Raw genomic sequence first — 26667 nt, 5'->3', positions numbered from 1 at the left:
CGGGCCGCTTCAAACCAGTTCGACGTCAACAACGCCGGGTGCCGAGCGCAGCGCCGCGGCGATTTCCGGCGATATCCGGTATTTCTCGCCAAGTTCGACCTCGATTTCCCGCTGGCCGTCGTCCTTGATGAGGATGAAGGAAACCAGGCCGTCGCCCTTCGTGTTGAGGTGGGGTGCAATCGAGCGCAAGGGGCCGGAATCGCGCACATAGACGCGCAGCGCCTTTTGCATCTGCAGCGATTCCTCCTCTAGCGAACGGAGCGTTCTTATGCGAAGACCGATGCCTTCCGGGCGCTCGTCGGCATCCACCGTCATCACCATCGATTTGCCCGGTTCCAGCAAATCGCGGTTCTGGTGCAGCGTCTCCGAAAAGAGAACCGCCTCGAACTGGCCGGAGGCGTCGGAAAAGGCAACAATGCCCATCTTGTTGCCGGTGCGCGTCTTGCGTTCCTGTTTCGATGTGACCGTCCCGGCGAGCCGGCCGGCGGTGGCGCCCTTTTTTACCGCCGCGGCGAAATCGCCGAATGCCTGCACCCGCATCTTCTGGAGCAGCTTTGCGTAGGTATCGAGCGGGTGCGCCGAGAGATAGAAGCCGAGCACCTGGAATTCGCGGTGCAGCTTCTCCGAGGCGAGCCAGGGCGTGTAGGGCGGCAGCACGATCTTTTCGGGGCCCGTCGCAGCGCCTGCGCCGAACATGTCGCTCTGCCCGCTCACCTTGTTTTCCTGGGCGCGCTGCGCAAAGCCGAGGATGCGGTCGAGCCCGCCGATGAGCTCGGCCCGATCATGACCGAAGCAGTCAAAGGCACCGGCGGCGATCAGGCTCTCGAAGACGCGCCGGTTCAAAAGCTTCGGATCGATCCTGAGGCAGAAGTCCTCGAGGCTTGCGAAGGGCCGGTCGCCACGAACCTCCACGATATGGTCGACCGCCGACTCGCCGACACCCTTGATCGCCGCCAGCGCATAATAGATGCGGTTGTCGCCGGTCTCGAAATGGCGGAACGACGTCTGCACCGAGGGCGAGATCACCTCGATACCGAGGCGTTTTGCGTCCTGGCGGAAATCGTTGATCTTCTCCGTGTTCGACATGTCGAGCGTCATGGACGCTGCCAGGAATTCGACCGGATAATGCGCCTTCATATAGGCGGTCTGGTAGGAGACGATGGCATAGGCGGCCGCATGCGACTTGTTGAAGCCGTAATTGGCGAACTTCGCAAGCAGGTCGAAGATCAGATCCGCCTGCGGTTTGGAGACGCCGTTCTGAACGGCGCCTTCGACGAAGCGGGCGCGCTGCTTGTCCATCTCCTCCTTGATCTTCTTGCCCATGGCGCGGCGCAGCAGGTCCGCCTCGCCGAGCGAATAGCCCGAAAGCACCTGGGCGATCTGCATCACCTGCTCCTGATAGACGATAACGCCCTGGGTTTCCTTGAGCAGGTAATCGATCTTCGGATGAATCGATTCGATCTCCTCCTCGCCATGCTTGCGGGCATTGTAGACCGGGATGTTCTCCATCGGCCCGGGGCGGTAGAGCGCGACGAGTGCAATGATGTCCTCGATGCAGTCCGGGCGCATGCCGATCAGCGCCTTGCGCATGCCGGCGCTTTCCACCTGAAAGACGCCGACCGTTTCGCCGCGGGAGAGAATTTCGTAAGTCTTCGGATCGTCGATCGGGATGCTCGCAAGATCAACCTCGATGCCGCGCTTGGCGACGAAGTCGACGGCTGTCTTCAGCACCGTCAGCGTCTTGAGCCCGAGAAAGTCGAATTTTACGAGACCGGCCTGCTCAACCCATTTCATGTTGAACTGAGTGACCGGCATGTCCGAACGCGGATCGCGGTACATCGGCACGAGCTGCGACAGCGGCCGATCGCCGATAACGATACCGGCCGCATGGGTCGAGGCGTGACGATAGAGACCCTCGATCTTTTGCGCGATGTCGAGAAGGCGGGCGACGACCGGCTCCTTCTCCGCCTCCTCCTGCAGGCGCGGCTCCTCCTCGATCGCCTTCGAAAGCGGCGTCGGATTGGCGGGGTTGTTCGGTACGAGCTTGCAGATCTTGTCGACCTGCCCGTAAGGCATTTCCAGCACCCGCCCGACGTCACGCAGCGCCGCTCGCGCCTGCAGCGAACCGAATGTGATGATCTGTGCCACCTGCTCGCGTCCATATTTGCGCTGGACGTAGCGGATGACCTCTTCGCGCCGGTCCTGGCAAAAGTCGATGTCGAAGTCCGGCATCGACACGCGCTCGGGATTGAGGAAGCGTTCGAACAGCAACGAAAAGCGCATCGGATCGACATCGGTAATCGTCAGCGCATAGGCGACCAGCGAGCCGGCGCCGGAGCCACGGCCGGGGCCAACCGGAATGTCATGCTCCTTGGCCCATTTGATGAAGTCCGCAACGATCAGGAAGTAGCCCGGAAACTTCATGCGCTCGATGACGCTGAGCTCGAAGGCCAGCCGCTCGCGGTAATCCTCTTCCCTATAGCCGGGCGCCATACCGAGCTTGGCCAAACGGAAATCCAGCCCCTCCTCCGCCTGCCGGCGCAACTCCGCCGCTTCCGCGCGTTCGGCTTCCTCCGGATCGTCCGAGCCGCCGGTAAAGCGCGGCAGAATCGGTTTGCGTGTATTGAGCATGAATGAACAGCGTCGCGCGATCTCGACCGTATGTTCCAGCGCCTCCGGTAGATCGGCGAAGAGCGTCGCCATTTCCTTGCGGCTTTTCAGATAATGATCCGGCGTCAGCCGGAAACGGCTGTCATCCGAGACGACGGCATTATGGGCGACCGCCATCAGGGCATCATGGGCGTCGTAGTCGGCGGGTGAAGGAAAGAAGGCCTCATTGGTCGCGACAAGCGGAACGTCGTGGCAATAGGCAAGCTCCACCATGCGGCTCTCGTGACGCCGATCGTAATTGCCCTGCCGTTGCACCTCGACATAGAGGCGATCGCCGAAAAGCGCGAGAAGCACTTTCAGCCGTGCCTCCGCAAGCGGCTGCGAGCCGGCCTTGAGCGCCAGATCGACGGGACCACCGGCAGCACCCGTCAAGGCGATCAGCCCTTCCGTTCCACCCTCCGCAAGCCATGAACGCGTGATCCGCGCCGCCTGATGCCCTTCGCCTTCGAGATAGGCGCGGCTGACGAGATCGACGAGCCGCGCGTAGCCGGCGTCGGTTGCGGCGATAAGGACGATTGTAGGCAGCTTCGCGAGTTGATGTGGATGCCCCCGCCGCTCGCCATCCTCGTCCTCCATATCGATGGAGAGCTGGCAGCCGATGATCGGCTGTAATCCGTCGTCTGCCGCCTTCTGCGAGAATTCCAGCGCCGCAAACAGGTTGTTGGTGTCGGCTATTCCGATTGCCGGCTGGTCATCGCCAACCGCCTTGCCGATAATCTTCTTGAGCGGCAGCGCCCCCTCGAGCAGCGAATAAGCGGAGTGCACACGCAGATGGACGAATTGGGGGTTCTTTGCGCCCGTGATGTCCTGCCCAGTGCCTTCGCCATTTACCATTGTCGCACTCCGATTCCTGTCCGGTGCGGAGCATATCCCGTTTCCGGTCCCGGCTGTCCAGCCTTGCAGCGGGGCCGGGGACTTTTTTAAACCGGCCATTCCGCTGATGTGCGATCCAGGGAAGAGGGATTCACATGCCCAGCGCGATCATCGAAACGCTCGCGATGAAGAGCGTCATCGATGCAAAGGCAGCAAGATCACGAACGAAATCTGTCATAACATGGCTCCTTTTCGCTATTGTTCCCTTTTTGTTCTTTTTTCGTTCGATAGTCAAGCAAGGACGAATGAAACGCCCGCTATTCATCGGCTATGGTTAACGCAACCGGACGGCGTGCAAGTCATTCCAGGTCCGGAGGCAATCTCTCCAGAGCGAAGCCGCTCGATCACACCAAAGACAACCATATCCGGAAACGTTTCGGCGGCACCGCATGCGCCTAGAGCCTTTCCGGGTTAAATGGAAACAATTCTGTTGGCTCAAGCGAAGCGGAATGTTTGCCCGGCTGGCGCGCGGCGTCGCACCCGACTTTCGGAAAGCTCGATGCGCAGATCCAAGAGTTACAGCGAGCTTTGCGCGTCTGAAAGGACGCGCGGCGCTGTAGCCGCTATTCCAGTTCGACGATCTTGCCGTCCTCGATCGTGACGCGGCGATCCATGAGCGAGGCAAGTTCATGATTGTGCGTGGCGATCAGCGCCGCAAGACCGGATTGGCGGGCCAGCGCCTCCAACGCCTCGAACACATAGCCGGCCGTCTCGGGATCGAGATTGCCGGTCGGCTCGTCGGCCAGCAGAATGAGCGGCGCATTGGCGACCGCGCGCGCGATCGCGACGCGCTGCTGCTCGCCGCCGGAAAGCTCCGCCGGGCGGTGGGAAGCGCGATGCCCGATGCGCATATAGTCGAGTAGCGCACTTGCCCGCTCCGCCGCCTCCGCCTTCGGAAGGCCGGCGATCAGCTGCGGCATCATGATGTTCTCCAGCGCCGAGAATTCCGGCAGGAGATGGTGGAACTGGTAGACGAAGCCGATCTCGTTGCGGCGGATCGCGGTGCGCCGATCGTCGCTAAGGCCATTGCAAGCCTTGCCATTCACGATGACATCGCCGCCGTCCGGATGTTCGAGAAGCCCCGCAATGTGCAGGAGCGTCGACTTCCCTGTGCCGGATGGCGCAACCAGTGCCACGGTCTCACCGCGCCGCAAGATCAGGTCGACGCCCTTGAGGATCGGCAGGAAGGTATCGCCCTCGCCATAGTGCCGCTCGACGGCCGAGAGATGCAGTGCCACGCGCGCATTCATTCCGGTTGTTGTCCTTGTTATTCGTACCGCAGGGCCTGCACCGGATCGAGGCGCGAGGCGCGCCAGGCCGGAAAGATCGTCGCAAGGAAGGAGAGCGCCAGCGCCATGACGACGACGGCGATGGTTTCGTCGGCATTCATGTCTGCCGGCAATTGGCTCAGGAAATAGAGCTCCGGATCGAAGAGTGTGGCGCCGGACAGCCAGGAGAAGAACTGGCGGATCGATTCGATGTTCAGGCAGACGACCACGCCAAGCGCGACGCCGGCCACCGTCCCGGCTACGCCGATCGCGGCGCCGGTCATGAAGAAAATCCGCATGACCGAGCCCGAAGTCGCGCCCATGGTGCGCAGGATGGCGATGTCGCTGCCCTTGTCCTTGACCAGCATGATCAGACCCGAGACGATGTTCAACGCCGCAACCAGAACGATCAGCGTCAGGATCATGAACATCACGTTGCGCTCGACGGCGAGCGCGGAGAAGAAGGTCTTGTTGCGATCCCGCCAATCGGTGATGAAGACCTGCCGGCCGGCGGCCTCCTCGATCGGCTGGCGCAGGTCGTCGACGGCATCGGGATGCTCGACGAAGAGCTCGATCGATTGAACGAGCCCTTCCGCATTGAAATAGAGCTGCGCTTCCTCGAGCGGCATGAAGATGATCGTCGCATCATATTCTGACATGCCGATCTCGAATATCGCCGAAACGGTATAGGCTTTGATGCGCGGGTTCATCCCGAGCGGAGTCACGTCGCCGTTCGGCGAGGTCAGCGTGACCGTGCCACCGACGCTAACGCCCAACTGGTCAGCCATGCGCGATCCGATGGCGATGCCGCTGCCCGACGCGAAACCGACGAGATCGCCGGAAACAATATGGTTCGATATCGACTTCAACTTCGAAAGATCGTCCGCCCTCACGCCGCGAACCAGCGCACCCGTCGAAGCGTCGCCGACGCCCTGGGCAAGCACCTGGCCTTCAACCGTCGGGATCGCCATGGTCACGCCCGGAATGGCGGAGAACCGCGCCGCAAGATCGGCATAATTGGTGAGCGGACCATCGAGCGGCTGCACGATGACATGGCCGTTCATGCCGAGAATGCGCGAGATGAGTTCGGTGCGGAAACCGTTCATCACCGCCATCACGATGATCAGCGTCGCCACGCCAAGCATGATGCCGACGAAGGAAAAGCCGGCGATGACCGAGATGAAGGCTTCCTTCCGCCGCGAGCGCAGGTAGCGCCAGGCCACCATGCGCTCGAAGGCGGAGAAGGGACGGCTGGAAGACACGCCCGCCGGGGCGGCTGCCTTTGCTTGCTCTTCCGTCGCCGCGGTCATATTCGATCCCTTTGCCTCTTATTTCAACGCGATCAGCTTGTTGATCGCGGCCCCGACCGTCATCGTCTCGCGCGCGCCGGTCTTTCGGTCCTTGACCTCGACCTCGCCATTGGCGATCGAACGCGGCCCGACGACGATCTGCACGGGAACGCCGATGAGATCGGCGGTGGCGAATTTTGCCCCGGCACGATCGTCGGTATCGTCCAGAAGCACATCGAGCCCGGCATTGCCGAGGTCCGAGTAGAGCGTGGCGCAGGCGGCATCGCAAGCATCATCGCCCGTTTTCATGTTGATGACGACGACGTCGAACGGTGCGACCGACTTCGGCCAGATGATGCCGTTGTCATCATGCGAGGCTTCGATGATCGCCGGCACCAGACGGGTGGGACCGATGCCATAGGAGCCCATGTGCACCAAGTGCTCCTTGCCGTCGGGGCCGAGCACCTTGGCGCCCATGGTCTCAGAATATTTGGTACCGAAATAGAAGATGTGACCAACTTCGATGCCGCGCGCCGACAGGCGCTCTGCTTCCGGAATGGCGTCGAAGGCGGCCTCGTCGTGCATTTCCGAGGTGGCGGCGTAGCGCGATGTCCATTTCTCGAAAATCGCCTTCAGGCCGACGGCGTCATCGAAATCGGTGCCCTCGCCCGGAATCCCGAAATCGAGGAAGTCCTTGTGGCAGAAGACTTCCGACTCGCCGGTATCGGCAAGAATGATGAATTCATGGCTCAGGTTTCCTCCGATCGGGCCCGTATCGGCGCGCATCGGAATGGCGCGCAGACCCATGCGGTCGAAGGTGCGCAGATAGGCGGCAAACATCTTGTTATAGGCATGTTCCGCCCCTTCCCGGTCGAGATCGAAGGAGTAGGCGTCCTTCATCAGGAACTCGCGCGAGCGCATGGTGCCGAAGCGCGGACGGATCTCGTCACGGAACTTCAGCTGGATGTGATAGAGGTTGAGCGGCAGGTTTCGATAGGACTTCACATAGGAACGGAAGATGTCCGTGATCATCTCCTCATTCGTCGGGCCGTAGAGCATCGGCCGATCCTGCCGGTCCTTGATGCGCAGCATCTCCTTGCCGTAGGCGTCATAACGTCCGCTTTCCTGCCAGAGTTCCGCAGATTGCAGGGTCGGCATCAGAAGCTCGATCGCGCCGGAACGGTTCTGCTCCTCGCGAATGATCGCGTTCACTTTATCGAGCACGCGCTTGCCGAGCGGCAGCCAGCTGTAGATGCCCGCCGACTGCTGGCGGATCATGCCCGTCCTCAGCATCAGACGATGGGAAACGATCTCGGCTTCCTTCGGATTTTCCTTCAGAATGGGCATGAAATAACGGGAAAGGCGCATGACGGGTTCCAGAACTGGCGAATCTCGCACTATCGAGCGATTCGGGCGAAATGACGTTAGGCTTCACCCCTCCATTGCCCGTTCCGGGCAATGGAGGAGCTGCATTGAATTCGGCTCCTTGGTCTCCCGTCGGCGCCGGCGGGAGCCTTAAGTCCAGCGTTCATAACCGCTTCGCGCGCGGAAGGAAACCCTGCCGCAACGGCTCCAGCACGGCGATTTTCGCGCCGCCGAACCTTCTATGAAATGTTACCGAGAATGACCGGCTTCCATGCTCGCCACAGGAATACGGGTCGGGACAGCCTGAACCAGCCTCGTATCCAGCTCTGGTCGGCCTGCGCGGAACTGCGGACCTCACCCTGCGTCAAAAGAGCACGCTAGTAACAGGAGGCGAGCCGCCCCTGTCAACCGGAAAAATTTGCCGGAGTGTAGCAAAAATGCAAAAAAATCGAGTGACAGCGCCCAATGTTTGAGCTAATTTCGGCCCACAAAACAGGCAGGAAGGCCAAATTTCTGCCGATATTCGCGGTCAAGTCTTGGGAGGATAAGATCTTAGGCGCGCTCGTTCGCTGCCGCCGGAAACGGATTAGAGATCACGCGAAACTTAAAAACAAGGCTTTGGCCTTGTTTTTTTTTGGCTTTTAGCTCCAGCCCCACCGAAGCAGCGACGCCGAATACGGCATTTAGCCGGCTGTCAAGACTGCACATCAGCGCCGATGCGTGCGGGCGTGCATCATCACAAGCAACCCGAAAGCGGCACGCTTTTTGCTTTTTGCCAATTCTGCAGCGTCCGTTGTTCGTCCTACTGCTTATTGCGCGTCTGATAAGACGCGCGGCGCTGTAGCGGACGCGCTGTGGCGGAGGCGACTACCCCTGAGGAGCGATGAAACCGAATATCGTATCCAGGTCATAGCCGAGCTTGACCGACAGGACATACCAGCCGAGATGGATGACGGCGGCGACGACCGTCGTCAGCAATACCACGCGTGGACCACGAAACCTGGCAGGCGCGCTTTCGACCGTGCCGAGCACGACATCGTTCTCCTCTGCCTGCGTCCGCACGCCGAAGGGCAGCACCGCGAAGAGCGTGATCCACCAGATAATGAAATAAACGGCGAAGGTCGAAAAGGCGGACATGCAGCATCCCTGAAAGGAGTCGCGGTCGAGCCGCGCTGCGGCAGCTTCTCGCGGTGGCTTTGTCTTCCGCACCATGACAGCAGCTACAGCGCTGCGCGTCATTTTAGACGCGCAAAGGCCGCTGCAATGTTTTGCTGCTTGTCTTCGTCCTTTAATCGAGCTCGACTAAAGGAGACAAGCAGTAGGGCGCCGTCACGCACTGGGCGCCTTATAGCGCCAATGCGGCGCAATGGGCAAACATTTCCGCCGCGCCCGACTGTCACACCTCTTCAAGCTCGATCAGTGTGCCCTGGAAATCTTTCGGGTGCAGGAAGAGGACCGGCTTGCCATGGGCACCGATCTTCGGGTTCCCGTCGCCGAGGACACGCGCACCGGCCCGCTGCAGGCGATCGCGCGCCGCGATTATGTCCTCCACCTCGTAGCAGATGTGGTGCATGCCGCCGGACGGGTTCTTTTCGAGAAATGCCGCAATCGGCGATGCATCGCCGAGCGGCTCCAAGAGCTCCACCTTGGTGTTGGCAAGCGTGACAAAGACGACGGTCACGCCGTGTTCCGGCAGGGCCTGCCTTTCGCTGACGGACGCTCCGAGCGTCGCACGGTAGCTCGCGACTGCTGCCTCCAGATCCGGCACTGCGATCGCCACGTGGTTCACTCTTCCCAGCATCGAACGTCCTCCCGCTGCGTGCCTCGCCAGACAAAGTGGTGCTGCGACCGCCACGCCCCGACAATCAGACCTTGGTGACGAAAACCGTGACCATTGGCTTCTTGCCCCAGACCTGGTTGGCCGTGCTGCGAACGGCGCGCCGTACCGCTTCCTGCAGGGTTGCGAGGTCCTTGCGCTTGGGACGGGGAATACTCTCCACCGCACCGAGCACCGAATCATAGAGCACGTCGGCCATATCGTCGCCTTCGTCATCGAACTCGGGAAGTCCGATCGGCACGACCACCGGATCGTTCAGGAAATCATAACGATTGTCGAGCACGACGTTGACGGAGACATGGCCGGCGAAGGAGAGCTTGCGCCGTTCGCCTATGCCCATCTCGTCGAAGTCGCCGATCAGCATGCCGTCCTTGAAGATGCGGCCGTGCGGCGCCTCGTCGACCACCTCCGCCGGACCTGGCGCCAGGCGCAGGATCTGGCCGTTGCGCAGGCGCGGCACGTCCGCAATGCCGGAATGCCGCGCGAGCTCGGCATGGGCCGTGAGATGCGCCGCCTCGCCGTGCACCGGCACGACGGTCCGGGGCTTCAGCCATTGATACATCTGCTGCAGCTCGTTGCGGCGCGGGTGGCCGGAGACATGCACCAGCGCCTCGCCATCGGTGACGATATGGATGCCCTGCTCAATCAAGCCGTTCTTGATGTCGTTGATCGCCTTTTCATTGCCGGGAATGGTGCGCGACGAAAACACGATCGTGTCGCCGGCCGAGAACGCGACATTGCGCATCTCGTCCCGGGCGATCTTGGCAAGCGCGGCCCGCGGCTCTCCCTGACTTCCCGTCAGAATGACGACGACCTTGTCGCGCGGGATATAGCCGAACTCGTCCTCGGCGAGGAACGGCTTCAGCCCTTCCATCAGACCGAGATCCCTTGCAACGGCGACCACGCGCTTCATCGAACTGCCCAGCAGGAGCACTTCCCGGCCGGCGGCTTCCGCCGCTTCGGCGACCGAGCGAATGCGGCCGACATTGGAGGAGAAGGTCGTGATGCCGACACGGCCCTCCGCATCGGCAATGATCTTTGCCAGGCTCTCGGAGACCTGTCGCTCCGATGGCGAAACGCCGTCGCGTAGCGCATTCGTCGAATCGCAGACGAGTGCCAGCACGCCCTCCTCGCCAACCTGGAGGAACCGCGCCTCGTCGGTCAGCGGCCCGAGCGACGGTTCAAGATCGATCTTCCAGTCGCCCGTGTGCACCACGGTGCCGAGAGGCGTGCGGATAATGAGCGACATCGGCTCGGGAATGGAGTGGTTGACGCCGACCGCCTCTATACTGAAGGGACCCACATTGATGCGGTCTCCCGACTTGAAAACCGTGACGGGAATTTCGGCCCGCGCCTTCTCGTAGTCTCGCTTCGCCTCGAGCATGCCGGCGGTGAACGGCGAGGCATAGACCGGGACGTTCAGCCCCGGCCAAAGATCGTTCAAGGCGCCATAATGGTCTTCATGCGCATGCGTGATGATGATGGCCTTCAAGTTGCGCCGCTCTTCAGCCAGGAAGGAGATATCCGGCAGAACCAAATCGACCCCCGGCAGGTCCGGGCCGGGGAAGGTCACGCCGCAATCGACCATGATCCATTGGCGGTTGCCCGGCCTGCCATAGCCGTAGAGGCCGAGATTCATGCCGATCTCGCCGACGCCGCCGAGCGGCAAGAATACCAGTTCTTCTTCTTGCGCCATTTATTCTATGCGCCTCTGTTCCTCGTTCATCCGAAAAATACGTCACCCGCTGCTATCGCGACCGGCGCCGCGGCGCCGGTATCGAGTAGCAGCCGGCCGTCCTCGTCAATTCCGACAAAACGTCCGGAAAGCGACCGATCCGGCAGGTTGACGGTGATGGGTTCACCTATGCCTTTTGCCGACGCCCTCCACTGATCGATAATGGCGCCGATCCCGGCGCCCCGGTCCCACAGCGACAGCGTCTCGGCCATCGTTACGAAGAGGTGGGCGAAAAGTTCCACGGGCGATACCGTGGCGCCCACCTGCCGCAGCGACGTGACCGGATAGAGGGCCTCCTTCGGCGTCGCCGCCACATTGACACCGCAGCCGATCACCAAGGCATGGCGGCCGTCCGGCAGCCCCTCGCCCTCAAGAAGAATGCCGCAGGTCTTCCGGCCATCGATCAGAATGTCGTTCGGCCATTTGATCGAAACCTCCGGCCCGCCCGGAGGCATGACCCGGCGAATGGCGCGGTGAACCGCCACCGCAGCCGCGAGCGGCAGCGCGTGCAGGCGTTCGACGGGAGCGGCATCGACGAGCAGCAGCGATGCATAGAGGTTTCCGGGTTCCGAAAACCAGGTACGGCCCCGCCGGCCGCGGCCGCCGGTCTGGCGCTCCGCCGTGATCCAGAGCAGACCTGGATCGCCTTCGCGGGCCCGCGCCAGGCACTCGCTATTGGTCGAGACCGCTTCGTCGAGCGCAACATGCCGGAAATCCTCAGCTGAAATCCGGCCGCTGCCCTGCCCGCGCGTCAAAAGAAGGTCCGCGCCGCGACTTCCGCAGCATTGCCGAGCGGGCCGCCGATCAGCACATAGCCGAGCACGAACAGCCCGGACAGCCCGAAGACCAGACGCAATTCACCGGCGGTGCGTGCAAACTCGCCCTTCGCCTCATCGAACCACATGACCTTGACGATGCGCAGGTAATAGTAGGCGCCCACGACGGAGGCGAGCACACCGATAATCGCAAGCGCATAGAGATGCGCCTCGATCGCAGCCACGAATACGAAATACTTCCCGAAGAAGCCGGCAAGCGGCGGGATGCCCGCAAGCGAGAACATCAGGAGCGTCAGAACCGTCGCCATGAAGGGGTTCGTCTGCGACAGGCCCGCCAGATCATCGATGCCTTCCACATTCTCGCCTTCCCGGCGGCGCATGGCGAGGATGCAGGCGAAGGTGCCGAGCGTCATCACCATATAGATGAGCATATAGAGGATCACACCGCGTACGCCGGTCATCGAGCCGGCGGCGAGGCCGACCAGGGCGTAGCCCATGTGGCCGATCGACGAATAGGCCATCAGCCGCTTGATGTTGCGCTGGCCGATCGCAGCGAAGGACCCGAGCAGCATCGAAGCGATCGAGATGAAAACGACGATCTGCTGCCAGTCGGCGACGACCGGTTCGAAGGCGTGGATGACGATGCGGACGAGCATGGCCATGGCCGCGACCTTCGGCGCTGCGGCGAAGAAGGCCGTGACCGGCGTCGGTGCACCCTCGTAAACGTCCGGCGTCCACATATGGAACGGCACGGCGGAGATCTTGAAGGCGATCCCGGCAAGAATGAAGACGAGACCGAAGACGAGGCCGAGCGAGCGGCCCTCGGATGTCAGCGCAGTGGCGATCTGGTCGAAGCCGGTATGGCCGGTGAAGCCGTAGACGAGCGACATGCCGTAGAGCAGCATGCCTGACGACAGAGCACCGAGAACGAAATATTTGAGGCCCGCTTCCGTCGAACGGATGCTGTCGCGATTGATCGCTGCGACCACGTAGAGCGCGAGCGACTGCAGTTCCAGCGACAGATAAAGCGAGATCAGGTCGTTGGCAGAAATCATCAACAGCATACCGAGCGTGGCAAGCAGCAGAAGCACCGGGAACTCGAACCGGTCGATCTGGGCCGAGCGGGCATGGCCGACGGTCATGACCATGACAGTGATCGAGCCGATCAGCGCCAGGACCTTCATGAACTTGGAGAACGGATCGGAGAGGAAGGCACCGCCGTAGGCCGCGCCTTGGCCCGTCTTCAGAACCAGCCACAGCCCGGCGAAGATCAGCACCGCAACCGCGAGCCCAGTCACGGTCGCCGTCGACCTTTCGCTCGAGAAGACGCCGACCATCAACAGCACCATCGCGCCGATCGCAAGGATCAGCTCGGGCATCGAGAGTTGCAGGCTTGCAATAAGGGTTTCAGCAGTCATGTCCAATCACGTCCTGTGGTCATTGCGCCGAAAGCGCGACGTCTTGCGCTGCCTGCAGGGCCGCGGCGTAGTTGTTGACGAGCAGGTCCACCGAAGCCGCGGTCGCATCGAAGACCGGTGCCGGATAGACCCCGAAGAAGATCGTCAGGATTACCAGCGGATAGAGGATCAGCTTCTCGCGCCCGGACAGGTCGAGCAGCGCCTTGAGGCTTTCCTTTTCCAGCGCACCGAAGATCACGCGGCGATAGAGCCAGAGCGCATAGGCCGCCGACAGGATGACGCCGCTGGTCGCAAAGAGCGCGACCCACGTGTTGGCGCGGAAGACGCCGACCAGCGTCAGAACTTCGCCGACGAAGCCCGAGGTGCCCGGGAGGCCCACATTGGCCATGGTAAAGACCATGAAGGCCACGGCATATTTCGGCATGTTGTTGACGAGGCCGCCATAGGCGGCGATCTCGCGCGTGTGCAGTCGGTCATAGACGACCCCGATGCAAAGGAAGAGCGCGCCGGAGACGATGCCGTGCGACAGCATCTGGAAGATGGCGCCCTGGACCCCTTGGACGTTGGCCGCGAAGGTGCCCATGGTCACATAGCCCATATGCGCGACCGACGAATAGGCGATCAGCTTCTTGATGTCGGCCTGCATCATCGCCACCAGCGAAGTGTAGATGATCGCGATGACCGAAAGCGTGTAGACGAGCGGCGCGAAGAAATCGGACGCCAGCGGGAACATCGGCAGCGAGAAGCGCAGGAAGCCATAGCCGCCGAGCTTCAGCAGGATGCCCGCCAGGATGACCGATCCCGCCGTCGGCGCCTGGACGTGCGCGTCCGGAAGCCAGGTGTGGACCGGCCACATCGGCATCTTCACGGCGAAGGATGCAAAGAAGGCGAGCCACAGCCAGGTCTGCATCTGCCGTGGGAAATCATACCGCAGCAGCTCGGTGATGTCGGTGGTGCCGGCCTGCCAGTACATGGCCATGATGGCAAGCAGCATCAGGACCGAGCCGAGCAGCGTGTAGAGGAAGAACTTGTAGCTCGCGTAGACGCGGTCCCTGCCCCCCCAGACGCCGATGATGATGAACATCGGGATCAGTCCGGCCTCGAAGAACACGTAGAAGAGCACTATGTCGAGCGACACGAAGACGCCGAGCATCAGCGTTTCCAGGATCAGGAACGCAATCATGTACTCCTTCAGCCGCTTCTCGATCGTCACCCAGCTTGCGAGCACGCAGAACGGCATCAGGAAGGCCGTCAGCGGCACGAACAGCACCGAGATACCGTCGATCCCGAGGTGATAGGAGATGCCGGTTCCGAGCCACTCCTGTTTTTCGATCATCTGGAAGCCGGGATTCGCACTGTCGAACTGGTACCAGACGTAGAGCGACAGGAGGAACGTGAAGATCGTCGTCAGCAGCGATACATTCAGGATGTTGCGGCGGCCGTAGGCGCTGTCTTCCCGCATCAACAGGAGAAGCAGCACGCCGACGAGCGGCAGAAAGGTGACCGCGGAAAGTACGGGCCAATCGGTCATCAGAAGGAACTCCCGAGCATCATCCATGTGACGAGCGCTGCAATGCCGATCAGCATCGCGAACGCGTAGTGATAAAGGTAGCCGGTCTGCAGCCGGACGACGCGATCCGTCACGTCGAGAACGCGCGCCGCCACGCCGTTCGGGCCGAAGCCGTCGATCACGCGACCATCACCCTGCTTCCAGAGGAAAGTGCCGAGCCGCTTGGCGGTGCGGACGAAGAGGAAGTCGTAGAGCTCGTCGAAGTACCACTTGTTCAGGAGGAACTGATAGAGACCACGATGCTGGGCAGCGAGGTACTTTGGCGTCTCCGGCGAGCGGATATACATGTACCAGGCGGTCACGAGGCCGAGGGCCATGGCGACGAACGGGCTCCACTTCACCCACAGCGGCACGTGGTGGTATTCCTCGAGGATCTCGTTTTCCGGCAGCGTGAAAAGCGCGCCCTGCCAGAACTCGGCATAGTGATGGCCGAAGAAATAATCGTGGAAGAGAAAGCCGGCAACGAGGGCACCGACGGCCAGGACATAGAGCGGCACCAGCATGACCTGCGGCGATTCATGCACGTGATGCATGACGTCGGCCGACGCGCGCGGCCTGCCATGGAACGTCATGAAGGTCAGGCGCCAGGAGTAGAAGCTGGTGAAGAGCGCCGCGACGACCAGAAGCACGAAGGCGAAGCCGGAAACGGCGCTGTGCGAGGCAAAGGTCGATTCGATGATCGCGTCCTTCGAGAAGAAACCGGCCGTCCCGAATAGCGTACCGGGAATGCCGACGCCGGTCAGCGCGATCGTGCCAACAAACATCATCCAATAGGTGATCGGGATGTGCGGGCGCAAGCCGCCCATATGACGCATGTCCTGCTCGCCATCGACAGCGTGGATAACGGAGCCGGCCCCGAGGAACAGGAGCGCCTTGAAGAACGCGTGCGTGAACAGGTGGAAGATGGCAGCGCCATAGGCGCCAACGCCGAGGGCCACGAACATGTAGCCGAGCTGCGAACAGGTAGAATAGGCGATGACGCGCTTGATATCGTTCTGGACGAGGCCGACGGTCGCCGCGAAGAAAGCGGTGATGGCGCCGATGACGGTGACGACCGTCAGCGCAGCCGGCGACAGCTCGAAGAGCGGCGACATGCGGGCGACGAGGAAGACGCCGGCGGTCACCATGGTGGCGGCGTGGATGAGCGCCGACACCGGCGTCGGGCCCTCCATGGCGTCCGGCAGCCAGGTGTGCAGCAGGAACTGCGCCGACTTGCCCATTGCGCCCATGAAAAGCAGGACGCAGGCGGCGGTCAGAGCGTCCGCCTTGTCAAGCTGCATGCCGAAGAGGTTGATGACCGCATCTCCTGCCCCGGCGCCCTCGGCCGGCAGGTAGCTCTGAGCGGCCGCAAAGATCGTTTCGAGATTAACCGAGCCGAAGAGAACGAAGACGGCGAAAATGCCCAGCGCGAAGCCGAAGTCCCCGACGCGGTTGACGATGAAGGCCTTCATCGCGGCGGCATTGGCCGAAGGCTTCTTGTACCAGAAGCCGATCAAAAGGTAGGACGCCAGGCCAACGCCTTCCCAACCGAAGAACATCTGCAGAAGGTTGTCGGCCGTCACCAGCATCAGCATCGCGAAGGTGAAGAGCGACAGATAGCCGAAGAAGCGCGGACGATGCGGATCATGGTGCATGTAACCGATCGAATAGATATGCACCAGCGTCGAGACCGTATTGACGACCACGAACATGACCGCGGTCAGCGTGTCGACGCGGAAAGCCCAGTCGACATCGAAGCTGCCGGATTGGATCCAGCGCAGCACCGAAACCCGGATCATTTCCTCTTCGCCGAGCGCGACATTGAAGAAGACGAGCCAGGAGAGCGCCAATGCAACGAGCATCAGGCCGGTGGTTACATATTCGGATGCCTTGGCGCCGATCTGCGTGCCGAGCAGTCCGGCGATCAGAAAGCCGATCAGAGGCAGAAAGACGATAGCCTTGATTATGGTGTCCATGGCCCTGTCAGCCCTTCATCATGTTGACGTCTTCGACGGCGATGGAGCCGCGGTTACGATAGAAGACGACGAGAATTGCAAGTCCGATGGCGGCTTCGGCGGCCGCGACGGTCAGAATGAACAGCGCGAAGACCTGGCCGGTGATGTCGTTCAGGAACGACGAGAAAGCCACCATGTTGAGGTTGACCGCGAGCAGAATGAGTTCCACCGACATCAAGATGACGATGACGTTCTTCCGGTTGAGGAAGATGCCGAATACGCCGAGCGTGAACAGAATGGCGCTGACGGTCAGATAATGGGAAATTCCGATTTCCATGATGTAGTCCTCGACCTCGCGTCCGAATTAGATGCCCTGCCCCGGCTTGACCGTGACCACTTCGACAGCGGTCTCGGGCGTGCGGGCAACCTGGCGCGGAATGCTTTGGCGCTTGATGTTCTGACGATGTCGCAGGGTCAGCACGATGGCGCCGATCATGGCGACGAGCAGGACGAGCCCCGCGATCTGGAAGAAATAGACGTAGTGGGTGTAGAGAACGTCACCGAGCGCCGCCGTATTGCTGCGCTCGCCGACCGGCGGGATCGGCATGGAGACCGCCTTGGCGATCTCGGGCGAGAAGGTCGAACCGCCGACGACGATGATCAGTTCCGCCGCGAGGATCAACCCGATCAGCGCGCCGATCGGCGCGTATTCGAGCACGCCGGCGCGCAATTCGGCAAAGTCGATATCGAGCATCATCACCACGAAGAGGAAGAGCACCGCGACCGCGCCAACATAGACCACCAGCAGGATCATCGCCAGGAACTCGGCGCCGGTCAGCAGGAAGAGACCTGCCGCGTTGAAGAAGGTCAGGATCAGGAACAGAACCGAATAGACCGGATTCTTGGCCGCAATGACCATGAATGCCGACGCCACTGCGATGAAGGCGAAGAGATAGAAAAAAAGAACCTGCAGACCCATGATCGGTGCCTTTTTCGTCTTGCTCGGCGTGAAGGCTCCGCCCTCACTCCATGAGGCAAAGCCGGACCTGCGTCCGGCCATTGCCCAAACCCGTTATGCACGCGTCGCTTCAAGGAGCGACGTATACTTCGTTATGCGGACGGCCTCAGCGATAGGGCGAGTCCATTGCGATGTTGTGCGCGATTTCCCGCTCCCACCGGTCGCCATTGGCGAGGAGCTTTTCCTTGTCGTAGTAGAGTTCCTCGCGCGTCTCGGTGGCGAATTCGAAGTTCGGTCCTTCGACGATCGCATCGACCGGGCAAGCCTCCTGGCAGAAGCCGCAATAGATGCACTTCACCATGTCAATGTCGTAACGCACCGTGCGGCGCGTCCCGTCGTTACGGCGCGGACCCGCCTCGATGGTGATGGCCTGGGCGGGACAGATCGCCTCGCACAGCTTGCAGGCGATGCAGCGTTCCTCGCCGTTCGGATAGCGGCGCAATGCATGTTCGCCGCGGAAGCGCGGACTGACCGGACCCTTTTCGAAAGGGTAGTTCACCGTCGCCTTCGGCCGGAAGAAATAGCGCATGGACAGCATGAACGCCGCGACGAATTCCTTGAGGAATAGCGAATTGACCGCTTGGGAGAGACCGGCCATCTTAACCTCCAAACTTGCCGGCCCGGGAGGCGCCGGCGGTATGCAGCGAAGCTCGGTCGGCCATTACGCCCACCCCGTCAGCTTCAGAACGAATGCGACGATGACCACCATGGCGAGCGACAGCGGCAGGAAGACTTTCCAGCCGAGGCGCATCAGCTGGTCGTAGCGGTAGCGCGGCACGAAGGCCTTCACCATCGCGAACATGAAGAAGACGAACGAGGCCTTCAGCACGAACCAGACGATGCCCGGAACCCAGTTCAGAAGCCAGATGTCAACCGGGGGCAGCCAGCCACCGAGGAACAGGATCGTCGTCAGCGCGCACATCAGGCAGATGGCCGCGTATTCGCCGAGCATGAACATCATGTACGGGGTCGAGCCGTATTCGACCATGAAGCCGGCGACGAGCTCGGACTCGGCTTCGGGCAGGTCGAAGGGCGGACGGTTCGTCTCGGCGAGCGCCGAAATGAAGAACACGACGAACATCGGGAACAGCGACAGCCAGTTCCAATCGAGGAAGGAGGCCGGCAGGCCGATCATCGTTCCAAGGCCGTCGGTCTGCGAGATGACGATGTCCGTCAGGTTGAGCGAGCCGACGGTGAGCAGAACGGTGATGATGACGAAGCCGATCGAGACCTCATAGGACACCATCTGCGCGGCCGAGCGCAGCGCGCCCAGGAAGGGATATTTCGAGTTCGAGGCCCAGCCGCCCATGATGATGCCATAAACCTCGAGAGAAGATATGGCGAAGACGAAGAGGATGCCGACATTGATGTCCGCGATTACCCAGCCCGCATTGAGCGGAATGACGGCCCAGGCGGCAAGCGCCAACGTCACCGAGACGAGCGGCGCCAGCAGGAAGATCGCCTTGTTGGCGCCGGCCGGAATGATCGGCTCCTTGAAGACGAACTTCAGAAGATCGGCGAAGGATTGGAACAGTCCCCAGGGACCGACGACGTTCGGGCCGCGGCGAAGCTGCACGGCGGCCCAGATCTTGCGGTCCGCGAGCAGGACGTAGGCGATGAAGACCAGCAGCGCGACCAGGAGCAGGAGCGACTGGCCGATGATGATGGCCGCGGGCCAGACATAGGTCGAAATGAAAGCGTCCATGATGCTCTATTCCCTCGCGCTCATTCCGCGGCAGCTTTGAAATTGTTGCGCGCCAAAGCCGAGCATTCGGCCATGACGGCGGATGCGCGCGCTATCGGGTTCGTCAAATAGAAGTCTTTGACTGGAGACGCAAACGCGGATTTCGCCATCTCACCGGCTTTTTGCGCGAGTGCGGCAATTTCGTCGCTGCCGGCGACGGCAATGCCGTCGATCTCCGCGAAATGCGGATAGGCCACATAGAGCGCTGCGCGCAGTGCGCCAAGCGAATCGAAGGGCAGCTTGCGGCCTAGCACATCCGAGAGCGCGCGGATGATCGCCCAGTCTTCGCGAGCATCGCCCGGCGCGAAACCGGCGCGATTGCCCATCTGCACCCGGCCTTCGGTGTTGACCCAGATCCCCGACTTTTCCGTGTAGGCCGCGCCCGGAAGGATGACGTCGGCGGCGTGCGCGCCATTGTCGCCGTGGGAACCGATATAGACGGTGAAGCCGCCTTTGCGCGTGGAGAGATCTATCTCGTCCGCACCAAGCAGGAACAAGACTTCGGCGCCCGTTATCATTTCGGCTGCCGACATGCCGCCCCGGCCTGGCACGAAACCGAGGTCCAAGCCACCGACGCGCGAGGCTGCCGTATGGAGGACCGCGAAACCGTTCCACGCATCGCTGACCGCGCCAACCGCGACGGCAAGCTTGGCGGCATTGGCAAGAACGGCGGCTCCGCCCTCTCCAGCAAGTGCCCCCTGGCCCACAATGATCAGCGGCCGCTCGGCCCTCTTCAGCGCCGTGAAGAACTTCGCCTTGCCCGAGAGGAGATCGGCAAGCGTGTCGGTGCCGGCGCCGAGATAGTCGTATTCGTAGCGCAGTTCACCCGGTTCGCCAATGACGGCGATCGGGAAATTGCCCATGCGATGGCGCTTGCGAATGCGGACATTGAGAACCGAAGCTTCGAAGCGCGGATTGGAGCCGATGATGAGAAGCGCGTCGGCGCTTTCGATGCCCTGGATCGTCGGATTGAAGAGATAGCTTGCGCGGCCGAGCGACGGATCGAGCGCCGCGCCGTCCTGACGGCAGTCAAGGTTCTCCGAGCCGAGCGAGGCGATAAGCTCCTTCAGCGCGTACATTTCTTCGACGGCGGCGAGATCGCCGGCAATGGCACCGATCTTCTCGCCCGACGTCCTGGCAACCGCGGCCTTGATGGCGTCGAAGGCCTCGCCCCAGCTTGCCGGCTGCAGGCGACCGTCAATTTTGACATAGGGCCGGTCGAGGCGTTGCGTCCGCAAGCCATCCCAGATGAAGCGGGTCTTGTCGGAGATCCACTCCTCGTTGATGTCCTCGTTTACGCGCGGCATGATGCGCATGACTTCCCGACCGCGCGTATCCACGCGGATTGCCGAGCCGAGCGCGTCCATGACGTCGATCGATTCGGTCTTGTTGAGCTCCCACGGACGCGCGGTGAAGGCAAAGGGCTTCGAGGTCAGCGCGCCGACCGGACAAAGATCGACGACGTTGCCCTGCAGCTCGGAGGTCATCGCCTGCTCGAGATAGGTGGTGATCTCCGCATCTTCGCCGCGGCCGATGAGGCCGAGTTCCGCGATACCAGCAACCTCCGTCGTGAAACGGACGCAGCGGGTGCAGTGAATGCAGCGGTTCATCACCGTCTTGACGAGCGGACCGATATATTTGTCCTCAACGGCGCGCTTGTTCTCGTGGTAGCGCGAATTGTCGATGCCGAAGGCCATCGCCTGGTCCTGCAGGTCGCACTCGCCGCCCTGGTCGCAGATCGGACAATCGAGCGGATGGTTGATCAGCAGGAACTCCATCACGCCTTCGCGTGCCTTCTTGACCATCGGCGTCGTCGTGAAGACCTCCGGCACCTCGCCGTTCGGACCGGGGCGCAGGTCGCGCACGCCCATCGCGCAGGATGCCGCCGGTTTCGGCGGTCCGCCCTTTACCTCGATGAGACACATGCGGCAGTTGCCGGCAACCGAAAGCCGCTCATGGAAACAGAAGCGCGGAACCTCGGCGCCGGCCTCTTCGCACGCCTGAAGCAGCGTGAAATGATCCGGGACCTCGATCTCTTTTCCGTCGACTTTCAGCTTTGCCATCTTCGTACTCAATCCTGTCTTCCGTCCGCCTGCCCTTCCATGGCGGCGGACAATTTCTTGACGGCCTGTCCGTCACGACCCTGCCGCTTACGGCGAAAACCGAGCGGCCAACGCCTCATTTTCCCTGCATCAGTGCCTTCGCCTGGCCGACCCAGTCGTCGCGCGCGATGCGGCCATCCAGGCCGATTTCGGCGTCGAGTCGCGCCGCATCTTCCGCGCTCAGGGCCGCGATGTCGGCTAGCCGGCGAATACCCTTGCCGTTCAGCACCTGCTCCAGCTTCGGGCCGAGCCCCGAAATGCGCTTGAGATCGTCTCCGGCTCTGCTTTTCGGCGCCGGTGTGGCCTGCTTCTTGGGCGCCTTCGGCTTTCGCGCGGCAGCGGGAACCGCTGCGGCTGGCGACGCTTTTGCTTCGGCGGGCAATTTCGGCGCCGTAGCGGGCACCGGCGGCGCCTTGGCAGGCTCGGGCGAGGTAATTACAGATGTGGTCGTCCGCTCTTGTGTGGGCTCGGCCGGCGCCGCGGCACCCGGCTCTGCGGCGTGCATGGGCTCACGCCCGCGGGCGCCGCCTTGAAACGCGCTCGCAGCGCCCTGCATCGCGCCGAACATCATTCCGGCAATATGGCTGGAAAGGCCGAACCCCAGAGCCGTGGCGGCGGCAACCGCTGCCGCCGGATGCGTCATCAGCGGATTCAGCGGCATCTGCGTCATGCTCTTCATCCATTCGGACATGCCGAACGGATCAGCCGGGTCGGCACCCATGGACCGCGCGAATGGAATAACCGTTGCCGTATCCCTGCCCTGTGCTTCCTTGCGTTCCCCGGCCATCGCTCTTACTCCGCCGCTTCCAAAACCGCGCCGTGCGACGTCGCATTGCGCGTGTATTCGTCGATCCGCTTTTCCATCTCCGGACGGAAATGTTTGATGAGGCCCTGGATCGGCCAGGCGGCCGCATCGCCAAGCGCACAGATCGTGTGGCCCTCGACCTGCTTCGTGACGTCGAAGAGCATGTCGATTTCACGCTTCTGCGCGCGGCCCTGAACCATTCGTTCCATGACGCGCATCATCCAGCCCGTGCCCTCGCGGCACGGCGTGCATTGGCCGCAGCTCTCATGCTTGTAGAAGGCGGAGAGCCGCCAGATCGCCTTGATGATGTCGGTCGACTTGTCCATGACGATGACGGCCGCGGTGCCGAGGCCGGAGCCGAGTTCGCGCAGGCCGTCATAGTCCATGATTGCGTCCTTCATCTGCGCGCCGGGCACGCAGGGAACGGACGAGCCGCCGGGGATGACGGCCAGCAGGTTATCCCAGCCGCCGCGGATGCCGCCGCAATGCTTGTCGATCAGTTCGTGGAACGGGATCGACATCGCGTCCTCGACCGTGCAGGGGCGGTTCACGTGACCCGAAACCGAGTAGAGCTTGGTGCCGTGGTTGTTCGGGCGTCCGAAGCTCGTATACCAGCCGGCGCCACGGCGCAGGATGGTGGGCGTGACGGCGATCGACTCGACGTTGTTGACCGTCGTCGGGCAGCCATAGAGACCCATGTTCGCCGGGAACGGCGGCTTCAGGCGCGGCTGGCCCTTCTTGCCCTCAAGGCTTTCGAGCAGTGCCGTCTCCTCGCCACAGATATAGGCGCCGGCACCGTGATGGACAAAGATGTCAATGTCGTAGCCGAGTTTGTTGTTCTTGCCGATGAGGCCGTATTCATAGCACTCGTCGATTGCCGCCTGCAGTGCTTCGCGCTCGCGGATGAACTCGCCGCGCACGTAGATATAGGCTGCGTGTGCACCCATGGCGAAGCTCGCAACCACGCAACCCTCGATCAGCGTGTGCGGATCGTGGCGCATGATGTCGCGGTCCTTGCAGGTGCCGGGTTCGGACTCGTCGGCATTGACGACGAGATAGTGCGGACGGCCGTCGCTTTCCTTCGGCATGAAGGACCACTTGAGACCCGTCGGGAAGCCCGCGCCGCCGCGGCCACGCAGACCGGAGGCCTTCACCTCGTTGATGATCCAGTCACGCCCCTTCTCCAGGAGCTCCTTGGTCCCGTCCCAATGACCGCGGGCCATCGCGCCCTTCAGCGACTTGTCCTTGAGGCCGTAGATATTGGTAAAGATGCGATCTTCATCTCTGAGCATGGGTAGACCTCTTTACCGCTTCTTCTGAGGCTTGGATTTGTCGACCGTGGACTCGCCCTCGGTCTTCGCGATCTTCGCCGCCGCCTTTTTGGCGGTCGCCGGGGTCTTCAGCGCCGGATTGGTAATCTCGGAGGCAGGCTTCGGCTTGGCTGCATTCGCCGGCGGTACGCTGATTGCCTCTTCGTCCGGGGCCTTGCGTACACGGCCGGCCTTCTTCTCTTCCGGAAGCGGCTGCAAGGTCGTCGGACCGCCGATCGGCGCAGAAAAGATCCGGTCGATCTGAGGTCCGGGCTGGACCTCGGCGCCCCTGCCCGCGTCGAAGGAATCGATGATTTCCTCGAGCCGCTCGGGCGTCAGGTCTTCGTAGCTATCCTTGAAGATCATCACCATCGGCGCGTTGACGCAGGCGCCCTGGCATTCGACCTCCTCCCAGGAGAGCGTACCGCCCTCGTTGAGGGTAAACGGCTCGGAGGCAATCTTCTTCTTGCAGATTTTGATCAGATCTTCCGCGCCGCGCAGCATGCAGGGCGTCGTGCCGCAGACCTGCACATGCGCGCGCGTTCCGACGGGCTTCAACTGGAACTGGGTATAGAAGGTCGCCACTTCGAGGACGCGGATATAGGCCATGCCGAGCATGTCGGCGATCGACTCGATGGCGGCCCTGGTCACCCAGCCGTCCTGCTCCTGGGCGCGCATCAGCAAGGGGATGACTGCCGACTGTTCGCGGCCCTTCGGATATTTTTTGATCGTTGCCTTGGCCCAGGCGGCGTTTTCCTTGCTGAATGCAAAGGTCGCTGGCTGGACTGTGTCTTCGGCTAGTCGACGAACGGACATTCTAGTGGACACCTTATCAGTTGATCGAACCGCACCGCGATCTCGTCAGCGAGACGAATTCGCAGGCATAGGCTGACTGGTCTTTCTGCAGAAACACGATATAGCGTGTGCCGTTGGCGACGGCGGCCCTGATCTCGTAACCCTTTTCGAGAAGCACGGCCATGGAACCGCCGCGCAGTCCCGAACCGCTCGCGCTGCCGACCTCCTCAGCGAAGGCGGTCGTCGCGAGCGCGAGACATCCGAGTGCGGCAAAGAGCGCCAGGCGCATCAGCGGTCCACCTCGCCGAACACGATATCGATGGAGCCCAGCACGGCCGAGACGTCCGCGAGCTGGTGCCCGCGACAGAGGAAATCCATGGCCTGGAGATGCGCATAGCCCGGCGCGCGGATCTTGCAGCGGTAGGGCTTGTTGGTGCCGTCCGAGACCAGATAGACGCCGAATTCGCCCTTCGGCGCCTCGACCGCAGCGTAAACGTCGCCGGCCGGCACGTGGTAGCCTTCGGTGTAGAGCTTGAAGTGGTGAATCAGCGCTTCCATCGAACGCTTCATCTCGCCGCGCTTCGGGGGCACGATCTTGCCGTCGAACGAAGAAACCGGGCCGATTTTCGCATCGCCGAGCAGACGGTCCACGCACTGACGCATGATGCGGGCCGACTGGCGCATCTCGATCATGCGGATGAGATAGCGGTCGAAGCAGTCGCCGTTCTTGCCGATCGGAATGTCGAATTCGAGATCCGAATAGCATTCGTAGGGCTGCGCGCGCCGCAGATCCCAGGCGGCGCCCGAGCCGCGCACCATCACGCCGGAGAAGCCCCAGGCCCAGGCATCCTCCAGCTTCACGACGCCGATATCGACGTTGCGCTGCTTGAAAATACGGTTGCCGGTCAGGAGCTCATCGATGTCGTCGACGGTCTTTAGGAATGGATCGATCCAGTTGCCGATATCCTCGACGAGCTGGTGCGGAAGGTCCTGGTGAACGCCACCGGGCCGGAAATAGGCGGAGTGCATGCGCGCGCCGCTCGCCCGCTCGTAGAAGACCATCAGCTTCTCGCGCTCCTCGAAGCCCCAGAGCGGCGGCGTCAGCGCTCCGACGTCCATCGCCTGGGTCGTGACGTTGAGGAGGTGCGACAGGATGCGGCCGATTTCCGAATAGAGCACGCGGATGAGCTGCCCGCGGATCGGCACTTCCGTACCGGTCAGCCTTTCGACGGCCAGCGCGAAGGCGTGTTCCTGGTTCATCGGCGCGACGTAGTCGAGCCGATCGAAATAGGGCACGGCCTGCAGGTAGGTCTTGGCCTCGATCAGCTTTTCGGTGCCGCGGTGCAGGAGGCCGATATGCGGGTCGACACGCTCGACGATTTCGCCGTCGAGCTCCAGCACCAGGCGAAGGACGCCGTGGGCGGCCGGATGCTGCGGACCGAAGTTGATGTTGAAGTTGCGGACGTTATGTTCGGTCATACCGATTGCTCCAGGCCGAAGGCGCCCCATCGGGATCGCCCCGGGCCGACTTATTTCACCGTGCCTTCGCCTTCTCGTCGCCGGGCAAGACATAATCCGTGCCTTCCCAGGGCGAAAGAAAATCGAAATTGCGGAATTCCTGCCTCAGCTCGACGGGCTCGTAGACCACCCGCTTGACCTCGTCGTCATAACGCACCTGGACAAAACCCGTCAGCGGGAAGTCCTTGCGCAACGGATAGCCCTCGAAACCATAATCGGTCAGGATGCGCCTGAGATCCGGATGGCCGGTGAAGAGGATGCCGTACATGTCATAGGCTTCGCGCTCGAACCAGTCGGCGCCTGGATAGACGGCCGTCGCGGAGGGAACCGGCTCGTCCTCGGCCGTCGCTACCTTGACGCGAACGCGAAGGTTCTGACGCGGCGACAGAAGATGGTAGACGACGTCGAAGCGCTCCGGTCGCTGCGGATAGTCGACGCCGCAGATGTCGATAAAACTGACGAAACCGCACTGCACGTCGTCGCGCAGGAAGGTCAGCAGCGCGATCAGGTTCTCGGCCTCGGCCGTCAGCGTCAGCTCGCCGTATTCGATCACCGAATCGGCGATCAGCGCGCCACGCGTCTCGCGAAGATAGGACGCAAGCTCGTTAAGGGCTTCACTCATGATTGCTAGACCCCCTGC

The 26667-nt window shown here is 62.0% G+C and carries 22 protein-coding genes; all 22 read right to left on the bottom strand.

The genetic code is table 11. From position 1 onward, the window contains the following. Positions 1-9 precede the first annotated feature (9 nt). The 22 genes from dnaE to EKH55_RS04940 all read right to left on the bottom strand — a co-directional run bounded on the left by dnaE (position 10) and on the right by EKH55_RS04940 (position 26649). The gene (gene dnaE, locus EKH55_RS05050; protein WP_151611114.1) at positions 10-3504 is read right to left on the bottom strand and encodes a DNA polymerase III subunit alpha; all 3495 of its coding nucleotides are present in this window, start codon (positions 3502-3504) and stop codon (positions 10-12) included. Between the two features lie 602 nt (positions 3505-4106). Next, entirely contained in the window at positions 4107-4793 is a 687-nt protein-coding gene (locus EKH55_RS05045) for an ABC transporter ATP-binding protein (RefSeq protein WP_069460760.1), read from the bottom strand. 17 nt (positions 4794-4810) lie between these two features. Beyond that, positions 4811-6121 (bottom strand): lipoprotein-releasing ABC transporter permease subunit, encoded by a 1311-nt coding sequence (locus tag EKH55_RS05040; protein WP_069460759.1) that lies wholly within the window; start codon positions 6119-6121, stop codon positions 4811-4813. A gap of 18 nt (positions 6122-6139) precedes the next feature. Beyond that, positions 6140-7468, bottom strand: a complete 1329-nt coding sequence (gene proS, locus EKH55_RS05035) for a proline--tRNA ligase (protein WP_151611113.1) — start codon at positions 7466-7468, stop codon at positions 6140-6142. 864 nt (positions 7469-8332) lie between these two features. Beyond that, the gene (locus EKH55_RS05025) at positions 8333-8602 is read right to left on the bottom strand and encodes a DUF1467 family protein (RefSeq protein ID WP_151611111.1); all 270 of its coding nucleotides are present in this window, start codon (positions 8600-8602) and stop codon (positions 8333-8335) included. A 259-nt stretch (positions 8603-8861) separates the two neighbouring features. Continuing rightward, positions 8862-9266, bottom strand: a complete 405-nt coding sequence (gene mce / locus EKH55_RS05020; protein WP_151611110.1) for a methylmalonyl-CoA epimerase — start codon at positions 9264-9266, stop codon at positions 8862-8864. Positions 9267-9330: 64 nt separating this feature from the next. Beyond that, entirely contained in the window at positions 9331-10998 is a 1668-nt protein-coding gene (locus tag EKH55_RS05015; RefSeq protein WP_151611109.1) for a ribonuclease J, read from the bottom strand. A 26-nt stretch (positions 10999-11024) separates the two neighbouring features. Then, positions 11025-11792, bottom strand: a complete 768-nt coding sequence (locus EKH55_RS05010; RefSeq protein WP_151611108.1) for a biotin--[acetyl-CoA-carboxylase] ligase — start codon at positions 11790-11792, stop codon at positions 11025-11027. Beyond that, complete coding sequence (gene nuoN / locus EKH55_RS05005; protein WP_151611107.1) at positions 11789-13231, bottom strand: NADH-quinone oxidoreductase subunit NuoN; 1443 nt, start codon at positions 13229-13231, stop codon at positions 11789-11791. The genes EKH55_RS05010 and nuoN overlap by 4 nt, the downstream gene beginning before the upstream one ends. Before the next feature lie 19 nt (positions 13232-13250). Further along, positions 13251-14762: an NADH-quinone oxidoreductase subunit M gene (locus EKH55_RS05000; protein ID WP_151611106.1), complete on the bottom strand. Its 1512-nt coding sequence runs from the start codon at positions 14760-14762 to the stop codon at positions 13251-13253. Beyond that, positions 14762-16756 carry an NADH-quinone oxidoreductase subunit L gene (nuoL, locus tag EKH55_RS04995; protein ID WP_151611105.1) on the bottom strand — a complete coding sequence of 665 codons (1995 nt, stop codon included), beginning with the start codon at positions 16754-16756 and terminating at the stop codon, positions 14762-14764. Before nuoL ends, EKH55_RS05000 begins: the two co-directional genes overlap by 1 nt. 7 nt (positions 16757-16763) lie before the next feature. Further along, positions 16764-17072 (bottom strand): NADH-quinone oxidoreductase subunit NuoK, encoded by a 309-nt coding sequence (gene nuoK / locus EKH55_RS04990; protein WP_034854080.1) that lies wholly within the window; start codon positions 17070-17072, stop codon positions 16764-16766. A gap of 27 nt (positions 17073-17099) precedes the next feature. Further along, positions 17100-17714: an NADH-quinone oxidoreductase subunit J gene (locus EKH55_RS04985; protein WP_069460859.1), complete on the bottom strand. Its 615-nt coding sequence runs from the start codon at positions 17712-17714 to the stop codon at positions 17100-17102. 145 nt (positions 17715-17859) lie between these two features. Further along, positions 17860-18351 carry an NADH-quinone oxidoreductase subunit NuoI gene (nuoI, locus tag EKH55_RS04980; protein WP_069460749.1) on the bottom strand — a complete coding sequence of 164 codons (492 nt, stop codon included), beginning with the start codon at positions 18349-18351 and terminating at the stop codon, positions 17860-17862. A gap of 63 nt (positions 18352-18414) precedes the next feature. After that, complete coding sequence (nuoH, locus tag EKH55_RS04975; RefSeq protein ID WP_069460748.1) at positions 18415-19458, bottom strand: NADH-quinone oxidoreductase subunit NuoH; 1044 nt, start codon at positions 19456-19458, stop codon at positions 18415-18417. A 20-nt stretch (positions 19459-19478) separates the two neighbouring features. Further along, positions 19479-21560 (bottom strand): NADH-quinone oxidoreductase subunit NuoG, encoded by a 2082-nt coding sequence (nuoG, locus tag EKH55_RS04970; RefSeq protein ID WP_151611946.1) that lies wholly within the window; start codon positions 21558-21560, stop codon positions 19479-19481. Between the two features lie 115 nt (positions 21561-21675). Beyond that, complete coding sequence (locus EKH55_RS04965; protein WP_151611104.1) at positions 21676-22386, bottom strand: NADH:ubiquinone oxidoreductase; 711 nt, start codon at positions 22384-22386, stop codon at positions 21676-21678. A 5-nt stretch (positions 22387-22391) separates the two neighbouring features. Continuing rightward, complete coding sequence (gene nuoF / locus EKH55_RS04960; RefSeq protein ID WP_069460745.1) at positions 22392-23696, bottom strand: NADH-quinone oxidoreductase subunit NuoF; 1305 nt, start codon at positions 23694-23696, stop codon at positions 22392-22394. Positions 23697-23708: 12 nt separating this feature from the next. Further along, the gene (gene nuoE, locus EKH55_RS04955) at positions 23709-24530 is read right to left on the bottom strand and encodes an NADH-quinone oxidoreductase subunit NuoE (RefSeq protein ID WP_069460744.1); all 822 of its coding nucleotides are present in this window, start codon (positions 24528-24530) and stop codon (positions 23709-23711) included. Positions 24531-24546: 16 nt separating this feature from the next. Further along, positions 24547-24798, bottom strand: coding sequence for a hypothetical protein (locus EKH55_RS04950; RefSeq protein ID WP_069460743.1), 252 nt, complete (start codon positions 24796-24798; stop codon positions 24547-24549). Continuing rightward, the gene (locus tag EKH55_RS04945) at positions 24798-25988 is read right to left on the bottom strand and encodes an NADH-quinone oxidoreductase subunit D (RefSeq protein ID WP_069460742.1); all 1191 of its coding nucleotides are present in this window, start codon (positions 25986-25988) and stop codon (positions 24798-24800) included. Before EKH55_RS04945 ends, EKH55_RS04950 begins: the two co-directional genes overlap by 1 nt. 55 nt (positions 25989-26043) lie before the next feature. Beyond that, positions 26044-26649: an NADH-quinone oxidoreductase subunit C gene (locus EKH55_RS04940; RefSeq protein WP_069460741.1), complete on the bottom strand. Its 606-nt coding sequence runs from the start codon at positions 26647-26649 to the stop codon at positions 26044-26046. Between the last annotated feature and the right edge of the window lie 18 nt (positions 26650-26667).

It is taken from the genome of Sinorhizobium alkalisoli (genome assembly GCF_008932245.1).
GTDB lineage: Bacteria > Pseudomonadota > Alphaproteobacteria > Rhizobiales > Rhizobiaceae > Sinorhizobium > Sinorhizobium alkalisoli.
The sequence above is the reverse complement of the archived record's forward strand: the minus strand, read 5'-3'. Positions and strand labels throughout refer to the sequence as shown.